Source organism: Nocardiopsis sp. CC223A (assembly GCF_030766825.1).
GTDB lineage: Bacteria > Actinomycetota > Actinomycetes > Streptosporangiales > Streptosporangiaceae > Nocardiopsis.
This window is the reverse complement of sequence record NZ_JASFDV010000060.1, coordinates 1-24,463: the sequence shown is the minus strand read 5'-3', so window position 1 is coordinate 24,463 and position 24,463 is coordinate 1. Positions and strand designations below refer to the sequence as shown.

At 72.3% G+C, this 24,463-nt stretch carries 26 protein-coding genes; 14 read left to right on the top strand and 12 right to left on the bottom strand.

The window, feature by feature from the left end; all coding sequences use genetic code 11:
* The first annotated feature begins 286 nt into the window (after positions 1–286).
* The 4 genes from QJS33_RS21650 to QJS33_RS21635 all read left to right on the top strand — a co-directional run bounded on the left by QJS33_RS21650 (position 287) and on the right by QJS33_RS21635 (position 4,855).
* Positions 287–2,272 carry a serine hydrolase gene (locus QJS33_RS21650; protein WP_306369870.1) on the top strand — a complete coding sequence of 662 codons (1,986 nt, stop codon included), beginning with the start codon at positions 287–289 and terminating at the stop codon, positions 2,270–2,272.
* Positions 2,273–2,323: 51 nt separating this feature from the next.
* Positions 2,324–3,667, top strand: coding sequence for a sensor histidine kinase (locus QJS33_RS21645; RefSeq protein ID WP_306369869.1), 1,344 nt, complete (start codon positions 2,324–2,326; stop codon positions 3,665–3,667).
* On the top strand, positions 3,664–4,332 hold the full coding sequence (locus QJS33_RS21640) for a response regulator transcription factor (protein WP_306369868.1): 669 nt from the start codon (positions 3,664–3,666) through the stop codon (positions 4,330–4,332). The genes QJS33_RS21645 and QJS33_RS21640 overlap by 4 nt, the downstream gene beginning before the upstream one ends.
* An 88-nt stretch (positions 4,333–4,420) precedes the next feature.
* Positions 4,421–4,855 (top strand): hypothetical protein, encoded by a 435-nt coding sequence (locus tag QJS33_RS21635; protein ID WP_306369889.1) that lies wholly within the window; start codon positions 4,421–4,423, stop codon positions 4,853–4,855.
* Between the two features lie 493 nt (positions 4,856–5,348).
* Here QJS33_RS21635 and QJS33_RS21630 read toward each other — a convergent pair whose 3' ends face one another.
* Together QJS33_RS21630 and QJS33_RS21625 are read right to left on the bottom strand one after the other, a co-directional pair.
* On the bottom strand, positions 5,349–6,212 hold the full coding sequence (locus tag QJS33_RS21630; RefSeq protein ID WP_306369867.1) for a MerR family transcriptional regulator: 864 nt from the start codon (positions 6,210–6,212) through the stop codon (positions 5,349–5,351).
* Between the two features lie 71 nt (positions 6,213–6,283).
* Positions 6,284–7,105 carry a helix-turn-helix domain-containing protein gene (locus tag QJS33_RS21625; RefSeq protein WP_306369866.1) on the bottom strand — a complete coding sequence of 274 codons (822 nt, stop codon included), beginning with the start codon at positions 7,103–7,105 and terminating at the stop codon, positions 6,284–6,286.
* Between the two features lie 229 nt (positions 7,106–7,334).
* Between QJS33_RS21625 and QJS33_RS21620 the strand changes: the two genes are divergently transcribed.
* On the top strand, positions 7,335–8,000 hold the full coding sequence (locus QJS33_RS21620; RefSeq protein WP_306369865.1) for a DUF4097 family beta strand repeat-containing protein: 666 nt from the start codon (positions 7,335–7,337) through the stop codon (positions 7,998–8,000).
* Between the two features lie 111 nt (positions 8,001–8,111).
* On the opposite strand, the gene QJS33_RS21615 is transcribed toward QJS33_RS21620, so the two are convergent.
* From QJS33_RS21615 to QJS33_RS21600, 4 genes are all read right to left on the bottom strand, one after another.
* Positions 8,112–8,546, bottom strand: a complete 435-nt coding sequence (locus QJS33_RS21615; protein WP_306369864.1) for an ATP-binding protein — start codon at positions 8,544–8,546, stop codon at positions 8,112–8,114.
* Complete coding sequence (locus QJS33_RS21610) at positions 8,543–8,974, bottom strand: hypothetical protein (RefSeq protein WP_306369863.1); 432 nt, start codon at positions 8,972–8,974, stop codon at positions 8,543–8,545. The genes QJS33_RS21615 and QJS33_RS21610 overlap by 4 nt, the downstream gene beginning before the upstream one ends.
* 344 nt (positions 8,975–9,318) lie before the next feature.
* Positions 9,319–9,483 (bottom strand): DUF397 domain-containing protein, encoded by a 165-nt coding sequence (locus tag QJS33_RS21605; protein WP_306369862.1) that lies wholly within the window; start codon positions 9,481–9,483, stop codon positions 9,319–9,321.
* Positions 9,480–10,241 carry a Scr1 family TA system antitoxin-like transcriptional regulator gene (locus tag QJS33_RS21600; RefSeq protein WP_306369861.1) on the bottom strand — a complete coding sequence of 254 codons (762 nt, stop codon included), beginning with the start codon at positions 10,239–10,241 and terminating at the stop codon, positions 9,480–9,482. The genes QJS33_RS21605 and QJS33_RS21600 overlap by 4 nt, the downstream gene beginning before the upstream one ends.
* A 98-nt stretch (positions 10,242–10,339) precedes the next feature.
* Here QJS33_RS21600 and QJS33_RS21595 point away from each other — a divergent pair, with 98 nt between their 5' ends.
* Positions 10,340–10,630: a hypothetical protein gene (locus tag QJS33_RS21595; RefSeq protein WP_306369860.1), complete on the top strand. Its 291-nt coding sequence runs from the start codon at positions 10,340–10,342 to the stop codon at positions 10,628–10,630.
* Between the two features lie 146 nt (positions 10,631–10,776).
* Positions 10,777–11,013 (top strand): hypothetical protein, encoded by a 237-nt coding sequence (locus QJS33_RS21590; RefSeq protein WP_306369859.1) that lies wholly within the window; start codon positions 10,777–10,779, stop codon positions 11,011–11,013.
* 459 nt (positions 11,014–11,472) lie between these two features.
* Here the strand turns inward: QJS33_RS21590 and QJS33_RS21585 are convergent, their stop codons facing one another.
* From QJS33_RS21585 to QJS33_RS21570, 4 genes are all read right to left on the bottom strand, one after another.
* Entirely contained in the window at positions 11,473–11,964 is a 492-nt protein-coding gene (locus QJS33_RS21585; protein ID WP_306369858.1) for an FBP domain-containing protein, read from the bottom strand.
* A gap of 72 nt (positions 11,965–12,036) precedes the next feature.
* A complete protein-coding gene (locus QJS33_RS21580; protein ID WP_306369857.1) occupies positions 12,037–12,489 on the bottom strand; it encodes a hypothetical protein in 453 nt (150 codons plus the stop codon).
* A 90-nt stretch (positions 12,490–12,579) separates the two neighbouring features.
* Positions 12,580–13,035, bottom strand: coding sequence for a MarR family winged helix-turn-helix transcriptional regulator (locus QJS33_RS21575; protein ID WP_306369856.1), 456 nt, complete (start codon positions 13,033–13,035; stop codon positions 12,580–12,582).
* Positions 13,036–13,131: 96 nt separating this feature from the next.
* Complete coding sequence (locus QJS33_RS21570; RefSeq protein WP_306369855.1) at positions 13,132–13,332, bottom strand: hypothetical protein; 201 nt, start codon at positions 13,330–13,332, stop codon at positions 13,132–13,134.
* 350 nt (positions 13,333–13,682) lie between these two features.
* On the opposite strand from QJS33_RS21570, the gene QJS33_RS21565 reads away from it, so the two are divergent.
* Positions 13,683–15,032 carry an MFS transporter gene (locus QJS33_RS21565; RefSeq protein ID WP_306369854.1) on the top strand — a complete coding sequence of 450 codons (1,350 nt, stop codon included), beginning with the start codon at positions 13,683–13,685 and terminating at the stop codon, positions 15,030–15,032.
* 97 nt (positions 15,033–15,129) lie between these two features.
* Positions 15,130–15,708 (top strand): DUF1349 domain-containing protein, encoded by a 579-nt coding sequence (locus QJS33_RS21560; RefSeq protein WP_306369853.1) that lies wholly within the window; start codon positions 15,130–15,132, stop codon positions 15,706–15,708.
* 72 nt (positions 15,709–15,780) lie between these two features.
* On the opposite strand, the gene QJS33_RS21555 is transcribed toward QJS33_RS21560, so the two are convergent.
* On the bottom strand, positions 15,781–16,452 hold the full coding sequence (locus QJS33_RS21555) for a triacylglycerol lipase (protein WP_306369852.1): 672 nt from the start codon (positions 16,450–16,452) through the stop codon (positions 15,781–15,783).
* 121 nt (positions 16,453–16,573) lie between these two features.
* Between QJS33_RS21555 and QJS33_RS21550 the strand changes: the two genes are divergently transcribed.
* Together QJS33_RS21550 and QJS33_RS21545 are read left to right on the top strand one after the other, a co-directional pair.
* Positions 16,574–19,282: a LuxR family transcriptional regulator gene (locus QJS33_RS21550; RefSeq protein WP_306369851.1), complete on the top strand. Its 2,709-nt coding sequence runs from the start codon at positions 16,574–16,576 to the stop codon at positions 19,280–19,282.
* Positions 19,283–19,429: 147 nt separating this feature from the next.
* The gene (locus QJS33_RS21545) at positions 19,430–21,139 is read left to right on the top strand and encodes a hypothetical protein (RefSeq protein ID WP_306369850.1); all 1,710 of its coding nucleotides are present in this window, start codon (positions 19,430–19,432) and stop codon (positions 21,137–21,139) included.
* A gap of 167 nt (positions 21,140–21,306) precedes the next feature.
* On the opposite strand, the gene QJS33_RS21540 is transcribed toward QJS33_RS21545, so the two are convergent.
* Positions 21,307–21,804, bottom strand: a complete 498-nt coding sequence (locus QJS33_RS21540; protein WP_306369849.1) for a phosphoribosyltransferase — start codon at positions 21,802–21,804, stop codon at positions 21,307–21,309.
* 312 nt (positions 21,805–22,116) lie between these two features.
* On the opposite strand from QJS33_RS21540, the gene pdhA reads away from it, so the two are divergent.
* The 3 genes from pdhA to QJS33_RS21525 all read left to right on the top strand — a co-directional run.
* A complete protein-coding gene (pdhA, locus tag QJS33_RS21535) occupies positions 22,117–23,202 on the top strand; it encodes a pyruvate dehydrogenase (acetyl-transferring) E1 component subunit alpha (protein WP_306369848.1) in 1,086 nt (361 codons plus the stop codon).
* Between the two features lie 3 nt (positions 23,203–23,205).
* Positions 23,206–24,204 carry an alpha-ketoacid dehydrogenase subunit beta gene (locus QJS33_RS21530; RefSeq protein WP_306369847.1) on the top strand — a complete coding sequence of 333 codons (999 nt, stop codon included), beginning with the start codon at positions 23,206–23,208 and terminating at the stop codon, positions 24,202–24,204.
* A partial coding sequence (locus QJS33_RS21525; RefSeq protein ID WP_306369846.1) for a biotin/lipoyl-containing protein occupies positions 24,201–24,463 on the top strand: 263 nt, incomplete at its 3' end. The genes QJS33_RS21530 and QJS33_RS21525, both read left to right, overlap by 4 nt.

Genomic DNA, 24,463 nt, shown 5'->3' with positions numbered 1-24,463 from the left:
TTCCCGGGTGTGCCGCCCGGGCTCGCCGGGGGCGGGGCTCGGTGCCTCTCCGTGCACCGTCGGTGTGTCGGCCCACCGCCATGTCGGTCGGTCGCCATGTCGGCCCGTCGGTATGTCGACCCGGAGGCCCCCGAGGGTCCGGGGCCCGGGAGGGTCCGGAGCCTCCCGGGCCCTGCGGCGGAGCCGCCTCCTACCAAAGTCGCAACCGTGATGCCGATCCGCGCCCGATGTGCCGGGGGTGCGGGTTCCGCGACGCTGGGATCACACCACCGGAAGGGAGGGGACCGTGATCCCCGAACAGACCACCGCACCGCCGCGCCGACGCCCTCTCGCCGCCGCGGCCGCCGCCGCGGGCACCGTCGCCCTACTCGCCGTGGGGTGCGCCGCCCCCGCGGCGACCGCCCCGCCCGCCCCCGCGACCCCGGTCCCCGCGGCCGCCGAACTCACCGCGCAGGACGTCGACGCCTGGCTCGACGGCCTGCTCCCCGCCGCCCTCGACGACACCGGCATCCCCGGCGCCGTCGTGTCCGTCGTCCACGACGGCGAGATCCTCACCAGCCGCGGCTACGGGTACGCCGACACCGGTGCCGACGGGGGCGAGCCGGTGCCGGTCGACCCCGAGGAGACGCTGTTCCGGGTGGGCTCGGTGTCCAAGCTCTTCACCGCGACGGCCGTGATGCGGCTGGTCGAGGAGGGCCGCCTGAACCTGGACACCGACGTGAACGAGTACCTGGACTTCACGCTCCCCACCGCGTTCGACGAGCCGGTCACCCTGCGGCACCTGCTGACCCACACCCCCGGGTTCGAGGAGCGCGCCCGGGGGCTGATCAAGGCCGAGGGCGACGGGTTCGACCTGCGCTCCACCCTGGTCGAGGACCCGCCGGAGCAGGTCTACCCGCCCGGCACGGTCCCGGCCTACTCCAACTACGGCATGGCCCTGGCCGGGTACATCGTCCAGCTGGAGTCCGGGGTCCCCTTCGACGAGTACGTGGACGCCACCGTCCTCGAACCCCTGGGCATGGACTCCTCCACCTTCTCCCAGCCGCTCCCCGACGAGCTGAGCGGACGGCTCTCCCAGGGGTACATGAACGCCGATTCCGGGACCGGGTTCTTCGAGATCATCGAGGGCTCCCCCGCGGGGGCGCTGACCGCCTCGGCCCCCGACATGGCCCGGTTCATGCTCGCCCACCTGGGCGAGACCGACCCGGAGGCGGCACCCCTCGCGCCGGAGACCCTCGAACTCATGCACTCCCCCGCCCTGGACTCCGCGTCCCTGGGGGCCCTCGCCGAGGGGCCGCGGATGACCCTCGGCTTCTTCGAGGAGGACCGCAACGGCCACCGGGTCCTCGGACACGGCGGCGACACGCTCTTCTTCCACTCGCGCCTGTCGATCCAGCCCGAGCACGGGACCGGGATCTTCGTGTCCCTCAACGGCGGCGGTGACGGGGCCACCGACAGCATGGCCCTGCGCGAGGCCGTCGTCAGCGGGTTCGTCGACCGCTACCTGCCCGGTGAGCCCCCGGCCGCCGCGGGCACGGACACGGCCGTGGAGCACGCGCGCATGGCGGAGGGCTCCTACACGCCCTCGCGGACGATGCACAGCACCTTCCTGTCCGTCGCCGGGGCTCTGTCCGCGACCGCTGTGATCGCCCGCGAGGACGGCACGATCCTGGTCACCCCGGGACCGGAGACCCTGACCCCCACGGTCTACGAGGAGGTCGAGCCGTGGGTGTGGCGCGAGGTCGGCGGGCAGCGGATCCTCACCATGAGGGTGGAGGGGGACCGGGTGGAGGCCATCGGCTTCGCCTCCGCGTTCACTTTGCTGCGCGCCGATCCCGCGACGTCCGCGGCCCTGCCGGTCCTGCTGTCCGCCGCGGTGGTCCTGGTCGTCGCGGTGCTGTCCTGGCCCGTCGGAGCCGTGGCGCGCCGCCTGCTGTCCCGGCCCGCCCGCGACCGGGCCGGGCGCACCGCCCGGGTGCTCACCCGGATCGGCGTGGCCTGCGCGGTCGCGGCCCTGGCCGGCTGGGGCATGGTGATCGTCGCGGTCATGGGATTGCAGGAGGTCCCCGAGGCCGTCCTGCGCGGGATCCAGGGGCTCCAGCTGCTGGGGTGCGCGGCGATCCTGCCCGCGGCCTGGGCCGTGGTCGGGGACGTGCGGCGGCGCGCCGGGTGGAAGCGGTACACGGCGGGCGCACTGGTCCTGGCGGCGCTGCTCGCCGTCCAGTGGTTCGCCGTCACCTTCGGGCTGCTCGGGCTCGACCTGTCGTACTGACCGGGTCCGACCACCGGGATGATGTCCGTGGACGAACAGAGGAGGCAGCCGATGGGAGACCGCGACCACGACCCCGTCGCACGTGCGGTGGGGCCGGTGCCGGTCTCACCCCTGGCCGGGGCGGCCGACCGGTTCGACGCACTGCTGGACCGGGTGGGGCTGCGCGGGGAGGTCTCCCGGGACGCCGCCCTGGCGGTGGTCGTGGCGGCGGTCTCGGTCGGCCTGCTCTGGTCGCTGCTCGACCTGCTGGTGTACCTGGAGGGGGCCGTGCTCCCTCCGGCCACCGGGATCGCGCTCACCGCCGCCTTCGCCGCGCAGTCCCTGCTGCTGGTCGTGCGCCGCAGGTACCCGGTCCGGTGTCTGCTCGGCGGGACGGCGGGCCAGGTGCTGGTCCTGGCACTACTGCCGCCCGAGGTCGGCCTCCAGGGGTTCGCGCTGTTCATCGCCGCGTACACATGCGGGACACGGCTGCCCGTGCTCCGGCTCACCGCCGCGGTGACGGGGGCCTCCGCTCTGTACGGTCTGGGCGGCGCCCTGGTCCAGGGTGCGCTGGCACCGTCGGTGGACCTGCCGCCGGTTCCCGACGACCCGGTCGTGACGTGGTTGGGGGTGGTGTTCTCCGTCATCCCGACGTTCGTGCTCCCGGCCCTGGCCGGCGCCTACGTGGGCACCCGGCGCCGCTACACCGACCTGCTGCGGGTCCGCGCCGACGAGGAGATCCGCGCCCAGTTGGAGCGGGCCGAGTCGGCCATCCGCTCCGAGCGCACCCGGATGGCCCGCGAACTGCACGACATCGCCGCCCACCACCTGTCCGGCATGGTCGTGCAGGCCGGGGCCGCCGAGCGGCTGGTCGGCCGCGACGACGACGCCGCCCGCGAGGCCATGGCCTGGGTGCGGTCCCAGGGCAAGGAGACCCTGGCCAGCCTGCGCTCGGTGGTCGGCGCGCTGCGCGACCCCGGGGAGGACGGGCGGGGCGACGGGGCCGACCGGGGCGCGCCCGTCCCGGGGCTGTCCGCCCTGGACCGGCTGGTCGGCGCAGAACGCGAACTCGGCACGGAGATCGAGGTGGTGCGCGAAGGCGACCCCTACGGACTGGCGCCGATCGCCGACGTCACCGCCTACCGGGCGGTGCAGGAGGCGCTGACCAACGCCCGCGACCACGCGGCCGGGGCGCGGGTCCTGGTGCGGCTGGGGTACGGTCCGGACCGGTTCGCCCTGGAGGTGGAGAACGGCCCGGGCGGCTCCCGGGAGACCGGGCGGGAGCACCGGGGGCTGGGCGTGCTGGGCATGCGCGAGCGCGCCCAGGTGGTGGGCGCGGCACTGGAGGTCGGGCCCACGCAGGACGGAGGATGGCGGGTGCGCTGGGAGATGCCGGTGAACGGGGACGAGCGGTGATCAGGGTTCTGCTGGTGGACGACCAGGCCATCGTCCGGGCCGGATTCCGGGTGATCCTCGGCATGGCCGACGGCGTCGAGGTCGTCGGCGAGGCCGGGGACGGGCCGACGGCGGTGGAGCTGGCGGCCCGGCTCGAACCCGACGTGATCTGCATGGACGTGCGCATGCCGGGCGGCGACGGACTGTCCGCGACCCGGGAGATCCTGGAGCGGGCGGCCCGGCGGACCGGGGAGCGGCCACCGGAGATCCTCGTGATCACCACCTTCGACCTCGACGAGTACGTGTTCGGGGCGCTGGAGGCGGGGGCCGCGGGGTTCGTCCTCAAGGACACCGATCCCGACGACCTCGTGGAGGCGGTCCGGCGGCTGGCCGGTGGCCAGGGGCTGATGGACCGGTCGGTGACCCGCCGGGTCATGTCCGAGTTCGCCCGCCGCAGACCGCCGGGCGGCGCCGACCCGGACGCGCTGAGGCTGCTCACCGGTCGGGAGGCCGACATCGTGCGGCTGCTGGCGCAGGGGATGTCGAACGCGGAGATCGCGGAGGCGCTGTTCATCGAGACCAGCACGGTGAAGTCGCACCTGACCCGGGCGATGGCCAAGATCGGCACCCGTGACCGGTTGCAGACGGTGGTGTGGGCCTACCGGACGGGGGTCGCAAAGCCCTGATACCGGGACTTCCCCAGACGACGGAAGAGGCGCATGATGGAGATGTGGTGAGTCGGTGCCGACCATGGAGGTGCCCGTCATGTCCACGATGTCTACTTTTGCCCACGCGCGCTCGCACGCGTTCACCCACGCCTGGCGTGGCGTCCTCGCCGGGCTCGCCGGAGGTGTCGCCTTCGGCATCCTGATGGCCGCGTCCGGGATGCTCCCGATGGTCGCCATGCTCGTCGGCAGTGAGAACGCCGTGATCGGCGCGGTCGTCCACCTGGCGATCTCCGCGGTGATCGGTCTGGGGTTCGGGCTGCTGGCCGGGGCCACCGCCGACCACGCCGGGATGACGCTGGCGGCGGGCCTGGTCTACGGGGCCGCCTGGTGGGTGCTCGGCGGGCTGATCCTGATGCCGGCGATGCTCGGCATGCCGCTGTTCCCGATGGACACGATGGCGATGATGAGCCTGCTGGGGCACCTGCTCTACGGCGCGGTCGCCGCAGCGACGCTGTACGGGATGAGCCGCCGCGAGGCGTGACCGGCTCGGCAGGTCCGGTCGGTCCGGTCGGCTTGTCAGGTCCGGTCGGCAGGAGTGCTGGACTCCGGCGCGACCGCACGGCCCGATGTCCGTAGGGTGCGGTCGGGGCTCGGTCGGTGGCGCGATCGGTGGTGAGGTCAGGGGTGCGATCGGGAACTCGGCCGGGGCTCGGCCGTGTCGCGGCCCGCACCGGGGGCGCGGGCCGCGGCTTCGCCGCGGCGCGGGGGCGGACGCGGCGGGCCGCACGCCTGATCGGTGGGGCGCGGTCCCCTTCTTGTACGTCCCTTGGCCGGGGGGCGCTCCACCGTGGTACCTCCCACCATGGCCCTTCTCACCGCGGCCCTCTTCCGTCCGGGGAAGGACCGGCTCTCACCCCGGGTAGGGGCGGAGTTCCCCGGTTTTCTGCGGTCCGGTCGCCGATGTTCCCGACCTGCCGGGGCCGGTATGCGAGACCGGGGAGGGGAGGAGGGGCGCGGGATCTGGAGCGGCCGTCCTAGACGGGGGTCCCGTCCTCCGTGAAATCGGTCAGGCGGCCCAGACGGACGGCGGTCTCGACGCCGTCGCCGTGGAGGACCAGGCGGATGGCCGACATGTCGATCATCATGCCCTCGACGCGGTGCGAGGCCAGCATCGACAGGGCGGTGCCGTACTTGGCCATGGACTGCGCGCCGGGGAGGAACACGGACAGTTCCTCGCGGGACTCGAAGGTCCGGATCTCGGCGTGTTCCGCGAGCGTTGCGGCGGGGCCGTCGACGGGAACCTCGACGGGGACCTCGACCCGCCACACGGGGCCTTCGGCCGAGTTGAACCGGAGCCGCTGTTCCGCGGTCTCCCGGGTCATGGACGCCCACGCCGGTCCGGTGACCCGGCTTCCGTGCGCTTCCGCCAGCACGGTCAGCTCGCGCACGGTGTCGGCGACGGTGGTCATGGTCGGGCCCCAGACGTCGTCCTCCGGCTCGGAGGGCGGGTTCGCGGGGTCGGGAACGACAGCGGTCACCACGGTCCGGTCGGGGGCGGTGCTCCGCTTCACCTCGGGCCGCGCGGCCAGGAGTTCGCGGGCGGTGGCGATGGCGTCGTCCTCGGCCGCGCGCTTCAGGTGCAGCTCCCCGACGTGCTCGCCGAGCAGGTCGGCGGCGGCCGCGGGGTCGTCGAGGGCCCGCCGCACGAGCTTGACGCTCATCCCGGTCCCGCGCAGGGCCATCACCGTCATCGCGGTCTCGATCTGGTCGAAGGCGTACCCGCGGTACCCGGTCCGCTCGTCCACCTCGGCGGGGACCAGCAGCCCTTCGGCGTGGTAGAAGCGGAGCGTCTGCGGCGAGAGGCGGCACATCTCGCTGAAGTCCTTGATGGTGAGCATGCGACGAGTGTGCGCCCTCCAGTAACCACAAGGTCAACTCCGCCGCCGCGGGCAGGGGCTTCCGGAGACGTTCAGTCCCGGTTCCGACCGGTCTGGGACGGATCGTCAGGGAATGCCGGGTCGGGGTCGTCGGGGGATGTCTGGTCGGGATCGTTCGGGGATGCCGGGGCCGGACCGCCCGGTTCCGTCGGGGGTTTCGTGTGGAGGACGTCGCGGACCTGGTCGGCGGCGCGGAAGATGCTCTCGCTGATGAAGTCGCTGAAGCGGGCGATGTTCTCCAGCCGGGTGGCGGCCACAGTGCCGCGTCCGAGGAGGTCGACTCCCTGCCGCGCGGTCTCGGCGAGCTGGGCGGTGCCCCGGGCGCTGGCGATCACCGACTGGTACCACACGTCGTCGTCGACGAAGTAGCGGTCGCGGCGGCCCTCGTCGCGCTCCCGGCGGAGGAGGCCCTGGCTTTCCAGGAACGTGACCGCCTTGGAGACCGACGCCGGGCTGACCCGGAGGCGCTCGACGAGCTCGGCCGCGGTGAGGCTCCCGGCCTCGGCGGTGAAGAGGCAGGTCAGCACCCGGGCCGTCATTGTGGGCAGGCCCTGCTGCACGAAGATGGCCGTGAACTTCTCCTCGTACTCGGCCAGTGCCGCATCGTCGCGGCCGTCCGGGCCGGGAGGGCGCCCTCCGGTTTCCGGCTGCCTGCGTCGGCGTCCGCGGCGCTCGGTGGCGCGCTGGGCCAGGTCGGCGTGATAGGCGGTGGGTCCGCCGTTGCGCATCACCTCGCGCGTGACCGTCGAGGTGGGACGGTCCAGGTCGCGGGCGATCTCGGCGTAGGCGAGGCCGTCGGCCAGCCCCTGCGCGATCCGCCTGCGTTCCTGCTGAGTGAGCCTGCCTCCCGGCACCGTGGTCCCCCCGCTGTCTGTTCCTCTGTGGCGCCAGCGTAGCGTTCGGCGACAATCAATGCAACGTGGAGTGGTGTGGTTGTTGCGTTAATTGAGAGTTCATTGCAATGAATATTTGGCTCCTGCCTGCGTAAATCCGAAGTGTTGGCAACGAAAATGTTGCCAGATTTGCAAATGCAACGTAGCGTTTCCGTTGTTGGAAACATTGAGGTCGCAAGGAGAGAGCATCATGCAGCAGTTCCGCACCACCACCCCGGTCTCCGTCGTCCTGGACATCCCCGCCGGGCGTGTCCAGATCATCGCCGCCGACCGTGCCGACAGCACCGTCGAGGTCCGGCCCGCCAAGGCCGACCGGGGTCGCGACGTCAAGGCGGCCGAGCGGACCTCCGTCACCTACGGCGACGGCGTGCTGCGGATCCGCACCGCGGACACCGGGAGCCGCCTCCTCGGCCCGACCGGGGCCCTGGAGGTCACCGTCCAGGTGCCCTCCGGCTCCCGCCTGGAGGGCCGGTCCGGCGGCGCCGAGCTGCGCGCCGTCGGCCGCCTGGGCGAGGTCTCCTTCGAGGGCGCCTACCGCCGGACCAAGGTCGACGAGGCCGCGAGCCTGCGCCTGGCCGCGCTCGACGGCGACATCGAGGTCGGCCGCCTCACCGGTCCGGCCCAGATCGAGACCGGCCGGGGCGACATCAGCATCGCCGAGGCCGCCTCGGGCACGGTCGTGCTCCGCACCGGCATGGGCGACATCTCGGTGGCCGCGGCCGCCGGGGTGTCCTGCGCCCTGGACGCCGGAACCGCTCATGGCCGCATCGACAACGGCCTCAAGAACGACGGCACCACCGTGCTCGACATCCGCGCCACCACCGACATGGGCGACATCACCGCGCGCAGCCTCTGAGGAAGGGATTCGGGGCGGGCGTTCCGCCCGCCCCGCCCGCCCGGCGTGCCCGAGCCGCCCCGGCGCCGACCGAACCGGACACCCGACACCGGTGGGAGGCTGCCGCTCGCCTCAGCTCGTGAGGGTGAAGGTGGCCCAGGTGTGGGTGCCGAGGTCACCGAAGGGGCACACGGGTGAGTATCCCCAGGCTGTGGACAACTCTTCGACCAGGAGCAGTCCGCGCTGCCCCTCGGCGGTCTCCCACTCGGTGGAGGTACGCGCCTCGGGGATGGCGGGGACGCTCCCGGACAGCCCGTCGTCGGTGAACCCCAGGATCACGGCCCTGTCGTCGATGAGCCACAGGGTCCGGACCACTCGGCCGTCTGTGTGCCCGGAGGCGGTGTACTTGACGGAATTGGCGAAGAGCTCACTGCCGCAGAGGATGAGGGTGTCGGCGAGGTCGTCGTCGAATTCGGCCAGGTCGGTGCGCAGGTCGCGGCGGACCCGGGCGAGGTGGGCGAGGTCACCGGGGTAGAGGCGGTGGGTCCACAGGCGGGTGGGGGTCATGCTCGCACCCCCGCGGTGTGCCTGTTCGCCTGTTGGGTCTGCCAGCGGCGCACGGCGTCGGCGAGGTCGTCGAAGGTGACCGGGGGCGGGGTGGGGGCGAGCAGGTCGCCGTCCCCGAGGCGGGGCGTGGGGATGCGGGCTGCGGTCCACTGCTGAAGGCGTGCGGTGGCCTCGGCCTGGGCGCGGGCCTGTTCGTGGGCGGTGTAGTAGGGCCTGACCAGGGGGAGGTCGTCGGCGGGGAACACTTCGCGGGGTGCGGCCAGGCGCGGGGCGGCGGGCGGCAGGGGCCTGGTGGCGGGTGCGGGGTTCGCGGCGTAGCGGCGGACCCGGTTGGCGCGGCGCCGGTGGTGGCGGCCGCAGGGGGAGGTGAACAGCGCTCGCAGGAGCCCGAGGGCAGCCCGGAAGAGCGCGGCAGTAAACTGGCTCACGCTGGCAATCCTTGGTCTTGAGGAAGTGAATTGCTGGCCACGACCCCGGGCGCTGAGAGAGCGTCGCGGGGTCACGAGTTTTTCGGTTGTGGGGCCAGGATAGGGCAATCCGAGGGCCGCGCGCACATTTTTCGGACGGATTGCCGAAGAAGATGCACAACCCCGTGTTCCCCCAGGTCAAGGACCTTCGGTGGTGAATGGAAAAGGTATTTCTGGGGTTAAGAGATTTAAGTCCGATATGCTGGTTTTGATGCGATCGTCCGCAATCCGTTGACTGCGAACGCCCCGACACCCGCGCACGGCGAAGGCCCCGGGCATCGCCCGGGGCCTCGGTGCAACCGGGGCTATTTCGCGGCGGTCAGGGCCGCGATCCACTCGGTGGAGGTGAAGCTGAGGTGCCCGGCGTCCCGGTTCTGGGTGTCGCGGACATCCGCGCCACAGGCGTGCTCCCGAGTCTCCACGCAGTTCGATCCCGTAGAGCTGTAGCTGCTCTTGTGCCAGTCGTTCATGCGAGGTCCTTCAGTTCTGCGAGCGAGTGCCGAGCGGGGAGGGCCACCGCCAACGCCCCCGTGATATGTGCTTGCAGCCGCTCGTGCGAAGCGGCGTCGTGGATGACGTTACCGTCTGCGTGATCGCTGCTGATAGCCAGTTCCCCGGAGTGCAACCGGAAGGCGAGAAGCGTTGAAGCCGGGTCGAGCAGGATCGACCCGGCCGGCACCAGGTGGACCGACACCCGACCGGTGGCGACCAGTTCCAGCAGGTGCTGCGCCTGTTCCTTCCGCGCCTCGTCGTCGAAGCAGGTCAGGGCGGTCACGGGGAACACCGCGGTGACCCGGAGCCGGGGCAGTTTGCCCAGGCGTTCCGTCCGCAGTCTGGTGAGCCTTGCGACCTCGTCGTCCGAGGCCAGCGGCCACCCGGACCGGAAGACCTGGGCGGCGTACGAGGCGCACTGGAGATATCCGGGTACGAGCACGGGGGACACGATGTGGAGGGTGCGCGCGGCCTCCTCGATCCCCGACAGCGTCCTCGCCCATTCCGGAACCGCTGCCCCGCTGGCGGCCACGCGCCACGACGCCAACAGTTTCCCGTTGGCGTCCAAGGTGGCGTCAAGGGTTTCCGCCATGGGCAATTTTGGTAGAGAATGACCGTTTTTCCAACGGGAAACCGAAGCCACCGACGAGGCCACGCGAACAGCGAGCTGCTTCTGAGAGAGGCCGCGCAGTTCCAGGAACCGGGCGAACGATTCAGGGAAAGGGGGTTCCGTCATGTGCGTCAGATTACTTCCGGGTTCCGTGAGGCATCAGCGATTTTCTGGAAAATCTCACTCGCTGGCGATATCGGGGCAGTGGGGGCCACCTTGGTGCCATGGAACCTGTGGCAAGGCGGATCCCGACTCCGCAGTGGCATGACGGCGAAGAGGCGGTGTCGGCGTTGCGTTCGGCGCTGCGCCGCCGGGGGGCGGCGGCAACGGACGGAGACCTTCCCGGCTCGGTGCGGGCGGAGCACGCCGGGCGGCGGATCACCGTCCGTCTGATGCACCGGCAGTGGTGGCGGACGGTGCCCGGTCGGCCCGACGTCACCGTCCCGGTCGCCCGGCAGGGGGCCGAGGATCTGCTCGCCCGGCAGTTGGTCTGCGAACTCCTGGGGCGGCTGTGACCGGCGACGCTCCCCTCACCTGGGCCGAGTTCATCCGCCTCACCCGGCCCCGCACCCCACAGGTCCCGCGGCCCCGCCCGGCACAACCGCCCCCGCTGCCCCGCCGCCGCTCCCGCACATCCGAACACCTCGGAAAGGACACCGCGATGCCCGCCCACACCGACACCCGTCCCGCCCGGTGCGGTCGGCCCGCCACCCGCCTCCAGCGGGAACGGGCCGACGAACTCTTCGACCTGCTCTCCTCACTCCTGCGCGAGGCCGCCGACCCCGACGCCGACACCGCCGCGCTGCTCCGCGCCGCCGACCGGGCCTTCGAGGCCCTGCACCGCCACCTCACCCGCGGCGGTGCCCTGCCCCAGCCCTGGCGCGACGCCCGCCACTGACCCGGGACCGCGCCCGAGCGCAGGTCCCGGACAGGGGCGGTGCCCGGCTCTCCCGTCGGCGGTCACCGGGCACACCACTCCGAGCAGGCCCAGGCGTCCCCACATATTCGGTACGAGCTGGTGTTCGTGCAGGTCGAAGCGACCGAAAGCCGGACAGGTGGTGATGCAGGCCATCGGCGGGAATCAGATGGTGTCCCACCGAGCGGTGTGACTTTTCCGGCCCTGTTCCCACGGATGCGCGTCAGCGGTGTCGGGCGGATCGGTGCGCCGCCGCCTTCGGCGGCTTCTTCATCCCGGCCGGCGGGACGCTGGTACGCGGTGGCCGCCCGGCTTCGGCCGACCATCGCGATGACCTGCAAGGACGCACCAGCGCGAAAGTCACACCACTCCCGGGGACGTGGCCGGGAACCATAGGAAAAGGGCGTGTCGGCAAGTCGACACGCCCATTCATCGCCACGTCTACTTGGTCAGCCGGTCCAGGAACCCGTGCAGGTTCTCCTCCAGGCGCTTGATCTTCTCGTCCACCGTCAGGGTCTCCGCGAAGCGCCCGCCCGGTTCCGGCTGCTTGAGCCCCCGCACGTACAGAGAACACGCGAAGTCCGTGCACATGTGCAGACCCACCGTGTTCCCCTCGCGCCCCGCCTTGCCCACGCGCGGCGCCACCATGAGTGCCACGCCGGGCCCCTGGCGGCTGGTCACGCACACCGAGCACAGGGCCCGCCGGGACCCGTTGTCCGCACCGGTCAGCCGGAACGCCACGCCCACCGGCCCGTCGCCGCGCTCGACGACCAGGTACGCGCGCTCGTGCGCCATCGGGTCGCGCCAGCCCAGGAAGTCCAGGTCCTCCCAGCGCCGGGAGTCCAGATCGCGCGGGAGGTTCAGCCGCTTGGCCTCGCCCTTGGAGCAGTTGATGAACGAGCCGCGAATCTCGTTCTCCGTCACGGGAATCATTCCTGCGACGCTAACAGCGACCCTCCGGCCGGGCAACGGCTTTGTTCCCGCTGGTCCCGGGGGCGGTGTTGGTCAGGCGGCCGAGCCCGGGCGGACGATCATGAGCACGACCACCACCGCCCACAGCAGGTTGTAGATCCCGCTCCACATGGACAACCGCCCCAGTGCCGACTTCTCTTTCGGCTCGCGCAGCGCTTCGCGCTGGCGGGGGTGGATCTGCCAGGCGAGCAGCACGCCCGCGGCGGCGGTGAGGATCATCGCGACGTTGACCCAGAGTTCGGCCATCCGGCCCTGGACCAGGGCCAGGGCGATGCCCACCACCGGCACGACGATGCCGAAGAGCGCGTAGCCGCGGGTGATGCGGTGCAGGGCGAGGGCCGTGTTTCGGCTGCGCTCCTGGGCCGTCGGCCCTCCGGCGGGGACGGCGACCGGGACGTAGCGGGGGAACAGGCTGGTGGCGACGGCCGAGCCGCCGACGAACACGATGCCCGCGAGGACGTGGATCGAGAGCAGCAGGTCTTCCATGGCGGACTCCTCGGTGCCAGAACCTTCAGATTGTCTGAAGCTTAAGGCATGCTTCAGCCATGCTGAAGGTGGGGTGCCCTGCGGACCGGGTCAGTCCCGCGGCGGGGAGGCGAGGGAGGCGAACGCCTCGCGGAACGCCGTGCCCACCTGCCGCTGGAGCGGGTCCGCCTCCGGGCCGAACAGCTCCTCGTCCACCCGCGCGATCTCCCGCCCCGCACGCTCCAGCAGCTCGCGCCCCTTCGCGGTGACCTCGATGCTCGACGCCGCACCCGGCCGAGCGGTGAGGTCGTGCACCAGACCCGCGGCGACCAGGGTCTTCACCCCCGTGTGCGCGCTCTGCACGGTGATCCCCGACATCCGGGCCAGGTCGCTGAAGGAGATGCCCGGCACCCCCGCGATGTGGCCGAGCAGGCCCAGGCGGGCGACGGTGAGGTCGAGCGGGGCCAGGGCGGCGCCGAGTTCGTTCTCCACCCGGCGGGCCAGCGTCAGCACGAGGACGGAGACGCTCGGTGCGGGCGGGCCGGGGCGGGTGTTCTCGGTGCTCACGGCTCCAGTCTCCCCTATCGCCGAATCGGCCCGTCCCCTTGTCGCCGTGTCGACGAGAACACAGGCCGACAAGGGGACGGGCCGACCCGGGGTCCGTCACGCCGCCGGGGTCAGGGTGCACTCCGCACGCGACAGGTCCAGCGCCGACCCCGCCGTCAGGCAGGCCCCGATCATGTGGACCCGCTGCCCGTACGCGCGCCCCGGCAGGGAGGTCTCGTCGCCCTCCCCGTCCACTTCACAGGGGTTGTCGTCGGTGCACGGCCCACCGCTCTCGTTGTGGGTGTTGTGGATGCCCACCACCGTGGTGCCGTCCCCGCTCCCGCGTGTGCTCGGCCTGTGCCTGCGGCCGCGCGTCATCCTGTCAATGCCTGCCCCGGGGTGCGCCGGCGCGGGCCCACGGCCTGCGGAGATGGCCTGACGGTGTTCGCGCACTCACCGACCGTTCGGTCAGTTCATGTGCTCTGATCAGCGAAAACCTCGCTCCGATATTCAAAATGCCGTAGGTCACATGGCATAGTGTCCTGGGGCTCGTGACCTATGTCTCGATGCAACCGTCCTGCGTCGATTCGGCGCCCCCTGTCCCGGGTGCCGGGCACGGGCCCCGGCAGCGACCGACCCCCACGGTCGGCAGACATTACGGAGCAGCAATGGCAACATCCGACGCCACGGCCTCGGCATCCGCCCCGCTGAACGGCAGGGAACGGCGCAAGGTCCTCGCCGGGACCATGGTCGGCACCACCATCGAGTGGTACGACTTCTTCATCTACGCCCAGGCCGCCGGCCTCGTCCTGGCGCCCCTGTTCCTCGAACCGATGGCGCAGTCCAACCCCGGCCTCGCCCAGATCCTGTCGTTCGCGACCATCGGCATCTCCTTCCTCTTCCGCCCCCTGGGTGCCATCGTGGCGGGCCACCTGGGCGACAAGATCGGCCGTAAGAAGGTCCTCGTCGCGACGCTGGTCATGATGGGCATCGCCACCTGCCTCATCGGCCTGCTGCCGACCTACGCCCAGATCGGTATCGCCGCCCCGGTCCTGCTCATCGCCCTGCGCATCCTCCAGGGCTTCTCGGCCGGCGGCGAGTGGGGCGGCGCGGCCCTGATGTCGGTGGAGCACGCGCCGGTGAACAAGCGCGGGTTCTTCGGCGCCTACCCGCAGATCGGCGTGCCCTGCGGCATGATCCTGGCGACCTTCGTCGTCTGGCTCATCACCGTGATCATCGGCCAGGACGCCTTCCTCGCCTGGGGCTGGCGCATCCCGTTCCTGCTGTCCTTCCTGCTGATCATCATCGGCCACCTCATCCGCAAGTCCGTGGAGGAGTCCCCGGTCTTCGAACTGATGCAGAAGCGCCGCGCCGAGTCCTCCGCCCCGCTGGGCACCCTGTTCCGCAACAACACCCGCGAGGTCGTGCTCTCCGCGCTGATCTTCCTCGCCAACAACGCGGCCGGGTACCTGGTCATCGCCTTCCTGGCCACCTACGCCTCCACCGCTTTGGGCATGGAGCGCGGTCCGGTCCTGCTGGCCACCACCCTGGCCTCCTTCGGCTGGCTCGTCTCCACTTTGTACGGCGGCTGGGTCAGCGACCGGTGGGGCCGGGTGCGCACCTTCCAGATCGGCTACGTCCTGCTCGCCGTCTGGGCGGTGCCGATGTGGTTCATGGTCGACACCGGCAACGTCCTCATGTACTTCGCGGGTGTCTTCGTCTTCTGCCTCACCCTGGGCCTGAGCTACGGACCCCAGTCCGCGCTGTACGCCGAGATGTTCCCGGCCGAGATCCGCTACTCCGGCGTCTCCATCGGCTACGCCCTGGGTGCGATCCTGGGCGGTGCCTTCGCCCCGATGATCGCCCAGATGCTGCTGGAGAACACCGGTGTCTCCTGGAGCATCGGCGTCTACATGATCGTCGCCGCCGCGATCTCCTTCGTGGGCGTCTCGCTGGTCAAGGAGAAGATGGGCGTCGACCTGCACGTCGACGACGACAAGGTCGAAGAGGCCGCCTGACCCCCGGGGGGTACGGCGACCTGTCGCCGTACCCCCCCTCTCGCCCGGGCGCATAGGGTCGTGTCGACGGGTCGTCCCCCGAGTGAAAGGCGCCACCGTGTTCACCGACATGACCTGGATGAACGAGCCCCCGTCCTGGCAGGTCGAGGACGACGTCCTCACCGTGACCACCGGGGACCGCAAGGACTTCTGGCGGCACACCCACTACGGGTTCGTGCACGACGACGGCCACTTCCTGTCCGCCGGGGTCACCGGGGACTTCACCGTCCAGGTCACGTTCGACGGCGACTACCTGGAGCAGTACGACCAGGCCGGTCTGATGCTCCGCGCCGACGCGGAGAACTGGATCAAGACCGGCACCGAGTTCGTCCACGGCGGCCTCAACGTCAGCGCCGTCGTCACCCGCGGGCACTCCGACTGGTCGGTGGTCTCCCTGCCCCGGACCGGCGGGTCCTTCCACCCGGTGACCGTCCGGGCGATCCGCACCGGCGAGACCGTCAACGTCCAGTACCTCGACGGCTGGGGCGCCTGGCGGCTGCTGCGCCTGGCACACCTGCCCCTGGGAGGGACCTGCCGGGTCGGCGTCATGTGCTGCTCGCCGCAGCGGGAGGGGTTCCGCGCGGTGTTCCGGGACTACTCGGTCACCCCGGAGATCCCCGAGGACACCCACGCCTGAAACCCCGGAACGGGAAGGGGCGGGTCGGCGTGGGAGCGCGCCGACCCGCCCGAGCGGGGGATGGGGAGGTGGTCAGGTGATGGTGTCCCGCACGCCCGCGATGACCTCCGAACTCCACATCATCGAGATGTGCTCCAGACAGCCGGTCCTGTGGTTGTCCGCGCCGGGCAGGGACGTGCTCGACGTCGGGGAGATGATGAGGTCGCAGGGCGAACGGAAGGTCGTGTAGACCGTCGGGCCGGGCGTCGGGTCCCCGGAGTTCAGCTCGTCGAGGAACGCCGAGCCGTGGCGCATCTCCTTGCAGGGGGTCAGGAGCGACGGGCACAGCTCGGCGACGTTCGTCCCGTTGTTGGGGCCGCCGATCGAGATCCAGTGGTCGACCTTCTGGGCGCCGCCGAGGTTCTTGATGTACCAGCGGGAGGACAGGCCGCCCATGGAGTGGGTGACCAGGTGGACCCTGTCCGCGCCGTGCTGGGCGAGGACACCGTCCACGTAGGAGGAGAGCCGGTCGGCGGTGGTCTTGTTGGAGCGGGCCCAGTCGTAGGAGAAGACGTGCAGCAGCTCCTGCGGATACCCGGAGGAGACCAGGTCGTTGCGCATGGTGGTCCACTGCCAGCCCTTGCCGGCGAAACCGTGGACGAAGACGACGGGGGTCTGCGGGGCGGCCGCGGCGGGCGCGGCCTGGGCGAAGGAGAGGACGGCGGCCAGCAGCAGGGCGCTGAGGACGGCCAGGAGGCGCTTCATGGGGGGTCCTCCGGATCGGCGGGGGGATCTGGAGTGAGTGTGTGGCACCGGTCACGGAGCGCGCATCGGCTGAATCGCCGGTCCCTTTACTTCTGTTTAACCCGTCGGTAACTTTTGGTGAGTGACCAGAGTGCCCCCCACCGTCACCACCCCCGCCGGGCGCGACCACGAACTCGCCGCCGCCCGCCGCCTCCTCCATGCCGCCCGCACCGGGCGCAGCGACGCACTCCTGCTGACCGGCGGCCCGGGCAGCGGCAAGAGCACCCTGCTGGCCCGCGCCGTCACCGAGGCCGACGACCTCACCGTCCTGTACGCCCGCGCCGTGCCCGAGGAGAGCGACCTGGCCCACGCGGGTCTGCACCAACTCCTGCGCACCGTGCTCCGCTACCTGCCGCGCCTGCCCGCCGCCCAGCGCGGAGTCCTGGAGGAGGCGCTGTCCCTGGGCCGGACCGACCGCCCCTTCCCGCTGGAGGCCGCCGCCCTGGCCCTGCTCACCGAGGCCGCCGCCGAACACCCGCTGCTGGTGTGCGTGGACGACCTCCACCTCATGGACGCGCCCTCCCGGCAGGCCATCGCGTTCGCCGCCCGCCGGTTCTCAGTGGAGGGCGTCGCCACCCTGCTGACCGCCGACGCCCACTCACTGGGCGACCTGACCGGACCGGAGCGCTTACCGCTGTCACCGCTGCCCGACCCGGTGGTGGCCGACCTCCTCGACGAGCGGTCCCCGCACCCGCTCGCCGCCGGGGTCCGCGCCGACCTGGTCGCCGCCGCCGGCGGGAGCCCCGGAGCGGCGGTGGAACTGGCCGCCGCCCTCACCCCCGCGCAGGCCCGCGGGGACGCTCCCCCGGGCGACCCGCCCCGTTCGCACGGGAACATCACCGACACCTGTGCCCGACTGCTGCGCACCCTGCCCGCCACCGCCCGGCACCGGCTGCTGCTGATGCTGCTGGACGACGCCGCCGACCACCACGACCGGGCCGAACGCGCCGGTCTGGACCCCGGGGACCTCGACCCCGCCGCGGCCGTCGGCCTGGTCCGCCACGAGGCCGGGCGTCCGGTCCCCGCCCACCCCCTGGTCCGCACCGCCTGTTACCACCGCTCCCCGCTGGCCGAGCGCCACGCCGCCCACCGGGCCCTGGCCGACCTCTACGCCGACACCCCGGCCACCGCCATCCGCCACCGGGCCGCCGCCGTCGCGGGCACCGACCCCGGACTGGCCGCCGAACTCGCCGCGACCGCCCGCACCACCGCCGACCACGCCACCGCTGCCCTGCTGTGGGAACGCGCCGCGGAACTGACCCCGGCCGGGGAACGGGAAGAGCGCTTCCTGGCGGCCGCACGGAACGCCTGGCTGGCCGGGGACCAGCGGCGGGCACGGCGGCACGCGCAGCGGGCGGGCGACGCCGCCGACCCGCTCACCGCCCGGATGGACCTGCGCAGTGGCGTGGCCATCGACGCCTACCACCGCCTCCGCGCCGCCGCCGAGAACGCGGCCGCGCACGACCCCTCCCGCGCGGTCGACCTCTTCCACCAGGCCGGGGAGGCCTGCTGCCTGGCCGGGGACCACGAGCGCTACTTCGCCACCGTCGCCCGCGCCCACATCCTCGCCGGCGGGTCCGCGGCGCCCCGCGACCGGATCCTCCTCGACTACATGGCGGGCAAGTCCGCCATGTTCCAGGGCCGTCACACCGAGGGCGTCGGTGCCCTGCGCCGGGTCCAGGCCGTCGCCGACCGGCTCGGCGAACCCGACGCCCTCGTCCTGGGCGTCATCGCCGGACTGCTGTGCGGTGACCACATCCGCACCCGCGCCCTGGCCGGACGGGCCGTCCTCATCGCCCGCCGCACCGGGGCCACCGCCCTGGTCCCCCAGGCCCTGGAGTTCCTCACCTACGCCGAACTCTGGTTCGGGAGGCTCTCCCTGGCCGAGGAGAGCGCCGCGGAGGGCCTGCGCACCGCCCTGGCCACCGGCCAGGAGAACTGCGCCGGACACCACCGGGCCGCGCTGGCGTTCGTCGCCGCCATCCGCGGTCAGGAGGCGACCTGCCGGGAGCTGGCCGGAGCCGCCCTGGCCACCGCCGAGGCCCACGACCTGGGGCTGCCCGCAGCGCTGGCGTCCTGGGCGCTGGCCCTGCTCGACCTGGGCGCGGGCCGGGCCCGCGAGGCGGCGGTACGGCTGCGCGCCCTCACCCGCTCCGGCCCCGGGCAGAGCCACACGGCGGTTCGCCTGCTGCTCACCCCGCACCTGGTGGAGGCCGGGGTGCGCGGCGGCCTCGACATCCGGTTCGACGCGGGGGTCGCCATCCTGCACGCGTGGGCGGAGGCCATCGGCAACGACACCGCCCGTGCGCTGGTGGCGCGCTGCCGCGGTCTGCTGGCCGACGGCGAGGAGGCCAACGGCCACCTGCTGCGCGCGCTGGAACTGCACACCTCCGGATACTGCGATTTCGAGCAGGCCCGCACCCGCCTGCTGCTGGGGACGCGGCTGCGCCGTTCACGCCACCCGGGACCGGCCCGCGAGCACCTGTCCGAGGCCCTGGAGACCTTCGAGCGTCTGGGCGCCGAACCCTGGGCCCGCCAGGCCCGCGCGGAGCTGCGCGCCGCGGGCGGGGCGGTGACCGGAGCGGAGGCGCGCCTGGCCGACCTGAGCCCGCAGCAGCTGCGCATCGCCCGGCACGTGGCGGGCGGCGCCACCAATCGGGAGGTCGCGGCGCGCATGTTCCTCAGCACCCGGACGGTGGACCACCACCTGCGCAACATCTACGCCAAGCTCGGCATCCGGTCCCGGGTGGAGCTGAGCCGCCTCATCGACCGCCCGGCATTCGCGGACTGAGCCGGAACCGGCACCCGTCAGGGCATACCACCCGAACGGACGGTGTTTCACGTGAAACACCGGCCGTGACACGGCGGTGCAATACGGGGTCGCCCCGGACCCGTTGGGGAACAATGTGCGGGACGGTTCCCCAGGAAAGGCTCCACGGTGTTCCACCTGCCAGGACTGCCCTCCGACCTGCCCCATCCCGAGGTCCTGTGGGCCCGGGTCGGGGCCTACGCGTCCGTCTGCGCCGGACTCGGGCTGGCCGAATGCGTGCCCGGGCCCGGAGCCGTCCACTTCCAGCTGGTCCTGGGGGCCCGCTTCTGTCTGGCCCGGGTGGCCGGCGGCACGTTCCTGCTCATCGGCGAGGACCCCGAGAACACCGCCGCCCGTGCCCGGACCCGGCCCATCGACCCCTTCCAGGGCGCACCCGAGGCGCTGCCCTGGGACCGGCTGGCCGAACTGCCCCGCCCCGACTTCGTCTATTGGTGGGACGGGGAGTGGGCGCGCGCCCCCTACCCCGACGACTGGGCGGACGACGGTCTGGCCGCCACCGTCGGCTGGTGCGCCGACCTGGACGACTTCACCGAGTGGGTGGTCCGCGCCGCCCTGGACACCACCGACCCCGCGGGCACCGTGTCCGCCCGCAAGGCCGTGGCCGACCTGGCGGCCCGGGCCCGGGAACGCACCCTGGGCGCCGACGCGCTCGCCGCGGTCCTGGACCACGCCGCCCGTGCCGACGCCGACCCGGCGGCCGGGCTCGCACTGGCCCGCGAACTCGGACTCACCGGCGAACAGCGGCCCGAGGAGATGGAGCCGGGCGGATCCCGGCCCGCCGCCGCACCCCCCGCCATCGGCGGGCACTCCCTGATGCTGCTGCTCGGGGACGCCATGCGCACGGCCCGAGAACTGCCCGGCCGCGGCGACGGCGTCACCGTCCTGGCCGCGGACGCCGACCCGAACGGCCGTGCCGAGGAGGCTCTGGCCCAGGCCGCGGCCCTGGTCCGCGACCACCTGCTCGGCGACGCCGACCGCAGGGTCCTCGTCTACCGCGCCCCCCACCCGCACGGCCTCGTCCACGACGACCTGGTCCCCGTCGCCACCGGCCCCGGGCTGCACACGATCCTGGAGCGCCTGCGGCGGGACGAGGGCGACGCGGACGGGCGGTGGCTCTTCGCCCGGCTGACCGTCACCCGGGAGGACGCCGTCCTGGAACGCGCCTACGACCACTGGCCGGAGTGGATGCCCGGCCCGGTGGACGAGGAGATCCGCGAACTGGGCTTCGCGCACTCCACCGGAGAGCCCGCCGACGTCGACGAGATCCGCGCCGAGATGGCCCGCCGCACCCCCTCCCACCGCCCCTCCTGGGCCGACCTGCTGTCCGAGCGCGTCGCCGACGACCCGCCCTGGCCGGGTCCGCCCGACCGCCCCAGCGTTCCGCCGCTGCGGATCCCCCTGGCGCGCCGGGTCGCCCTGATCGACGAGATCGCCGACCGGATGCGCTGCCTGGCCCAGGGGCTGGAATGGTCCCGGCTGCGCCTCACCTACCGCGCCCTGGCAGGCTACGCGGGCGGGACCCTGACCGCCGTCCGTCCCGACGGCGACCGCGACCTGCCCGTGGAACGGGACCTGCGCGCCGCACTGGAGGTGCTGCGCTCGGCCACCTACATCGAGGACCGGGGCGCCTGGTTCACGGTCGACATCGCCGTGGGACCGTCCTCCGGATGGCGGGTCGTCTACGACCGGGACGGCGAACCCGACTTCTCCCTGCCGCCGCGCGCCTTCGATCACGCCCTCGACCTGCGGTACTTCCCCCGCTCCTCGGTGAACGTCCCGCTGTGGCTGGCCGAACGGCTGCGTGTCGACGCGCCCTGACCCGGCCGGCCAGCGGGGCGGAGGGACGCTGCTGCGGCCGGGGGCGGTCACCGGAGCGGGTACCGGCGCCCGTCCTCCGACGGGGCCATGGCGAACCCGCCGCGTGCCGCCCCGGGCGAGGGCCGCGGCACCTTCGCCGGGCGGTCGGCGGTGCGCCGCCTCCGTGCCTAGGAGTCGAGGACCTGACCCTCACGGGTGACGACCGGGGGCAGTACCGACCACGGGAAGTCGATCCACCGGTCGGTGCGCTTCCACACGTACTCGCAGTCGATCAGCGAATGGGACTTCTGGTAGATGACCGCGCTGCGCACCTCGGCGACGTGCTCGGAGCAGAAGTCGTGGACGAGTTTGAGGGTCTTTCCCGTGTCGGCGACGTCGTCGGCGACCAGGACCTTCTTGTCGCTCAGGTCCACCACGTTGGGGACGGGCGGCAGCATGACCGGCATCTCCAGGGTGGTGCCCACACCCGTGTAGAACTCCACGTTCATGACGTGGAGGTTCTTGACCCCGAGGGCGTAGCCGAGGCCGCCCGCCACGAACAGGCCGCCGCGCGCGATCGACAGGATGATGTCGGGCTCGAAGCCGTCGTCGGCGATCTCCTGCGCCAGCTCCCGCATCGCGGTGCCGAACAGCTCGTACGTGAGTGTCTCGCGGTCGTCGCTCACCGGATACCTCGTTCCTCTCGTGTCACACCCTGTCACGCATGCTAGAACCCCATCCCGGACGGGGGCCCGGAGGGCACGGTGTTCCGGCAGGTGGGGCGGGCGCGCCGGGGTGACCGAGGGTGGCGGCCACCTGTCCACCCGAAGGCGTGTGCCGGGTCACATATCTGGACGATCGGTCACGCGAGCTGGTCCTTTCTGCGACGTTTTCTCGATTTATGCCTGCCTATGGCGAACAGATGGCAAGAAACCGCACCATATGTCTGTACACGTCACCTTCGACACACTCGACTCTCGACACATGGAGGCAGAGGCATGGCCGACGACCGGGACCTGCTCCCCTCCGAGCAGCCGGTGCAGCTGCTCGACGCGTCGGGGAGGCCGGTCGAGAACCCGGCCCTCCCCCTCCCCGACAACGGGCGCCTCCTCGCCGCGTACACCGCCCTGGTGGTCGGCCGCCGCGTCAACGACCAGGCCGGTGCCCTGGTCCGCCAGGGCCGCCTGGCGGTCTACCCCTCCTCGCACGGCCAGGAGGCCTGCCAGGTCGGCGCCTCCCTCGTGCTGGGCGAGAACGACTGGCTCTTCCCCACCTACCGGGACACCGTCGCCGTCGTCACCCGCGGCGTCGACCCCGTCGAGGTGCTCACCCTCCTCAAGGGCGACTGGCACTCCGGGTACGACCCCTACGAGCACAGGGTCGCCCCGCAGGCCACCCCGCTCGCCACCCAGCTGCTGCACGCCGTCGGCGTCGCCCACGCCGCCCGCCTGCGCGGTGAGGACACCGTCGTCATGGCCCTGTGCGGCGACGGGGCCACCAGCGAAGGCGACTTCCACGAGGCACTGAACTTCGCCGCCGTCCTCAAGGCCCCGGTCGTGTTCTTCATCCAGAACAACGAGTACGCCATCTCCGTCCCCCTCGCCCGGCAGACCGCCGCGCCCTCCCTCGCCCACAAGGGCATCGGCTACGGGATCAACGGAGAGCGCGTCGACGGCAACGACGCCGCCGCCGTGCTGGCCGTGCTGGGCGGCGCCGTCGAGGCAGCCCGCTCCGGCTCGGGCCCGCAGCTGGTCGAGGCGCACACCTACCGCATGCAGGCGCACACCAACGCCGACGACGACACCCGCTACCGCGACAGCGACGAGGTCGGTCCGTGGGTCGCCCGCGACCCGCTGACGCGCATGGAGGCCCTGCTCAAGCGCAAGCGTGTGCTCACCAGGGCGCGCCAGGACGAGATCACCGAGCGGGCCGAGGCCGTAGCCGCCGCCATGCGCGAGGGCATCTCCCGCGAGACCGACCCCCACCCCTCCGAACTGTTCGCTCACGTGTACGCCGAGCCGACCCCGCAGTTGAAGGAGCAGGCCGCCGCCCTGGCCGACGAACTGAGCAGAGAGAGCGACTGACCCATGGCGACCGACCCCACCAAGCTCAGCATGGCCCAGGCGCTCAACCGGGCGCTGCGCGACGCCATGGCCGAGGACGAGACCGTGTACGTCTTCGGCGAGGACGTCGGACCCCTCGGCGGTGTCTTCCGCATCACCGACGGCCTCACCGCCGAGTTCGGCGAGGACCGCTGCTTCGACACCCCGCTCGCCGAGTCCGGCATCGCCGGCCTGGCCGTGGGCATGGCGATGAACGGGATGCGGCCCGTCATCGAGATGCAGTTCGACGCGTTCGCCTACCCGGCGTTCGAGCAGATCGTCAGCCACATCGCCAAACTGCGCAACCGCACCCGCGGCCGGGTCCGCCTGCCCATCGTCATCCGGGTGCCCTACGCGGGCGGTATCGGCGGCGTGGAGCACCACTGCGACTCCTCCGAGGCGTACTACGCCCACACCCCCGGTCTGAAGGTCGTCACCCCGGCCACCCCCGCGGACGCCTACCACCTGCTGCGCGAGGCCATCGCCTCCGACGACCCCGTCGTGTTCATGGAGCCCAAGAAGCTCTACTGGGCCAAGGAGGAGTTCGACCCGGGGGACACCTCGCGCCCGGGCATCGGCACCGCCGTGGTGTGCCGCCCCGGCACCGACGCCACCCTCATCGCCTACGGTCCTTCGGTGCCCACCGCGCTGGAGGCCGCCGAGGCCGCCGCCCAGGAGGGCCGCAGCCTCCAGGTGGTGGACCTGCGCTCGATCGTCCCCTTCGACGACGAGACCGTGTGCGCGGCGGTGCGCTCCACCGGCCGGGCCGTCGTGGTCGCCGAGGCCACCGGGTTCGCCGGTGTCGCCTCGGAGGTCGTCGCCCGGGTCACCGAGCGCTGCTTCCATTCCCTGGCCGCCCCGGTACGCCGGGTCACCGGGTTCGACATCCCGTATCCGCCGCCCAAGCTGGAGCGTTACCAGCTGCCGAGCGTCGACCGCGTCCTCGACGCGGTGGACGACCTTCAGTGGGAGGACGACCAGTGACGATCCGCACCTTCGAACTGCCCGACCTGGGTGAGGGCCTCACCGAGGCCGAGGTGGTCAAGTGGCTGGTCGCGGTGGGCGACACCGTCGCCGTCGACCAGCCGATCGCCGAGGTGGAGACCGCGAAGTCGATCGTGGAGGTGCCCACCCCCTACGGCGGTGTGGTGCACGGGCTGCACGGCGCCGAGGGCGAGGTGCTCGCGGTGGGCAGCCCGCTGATCAGCGTCGCGGACGAGGCCGCGGCCCCGGCCGCTCCCGC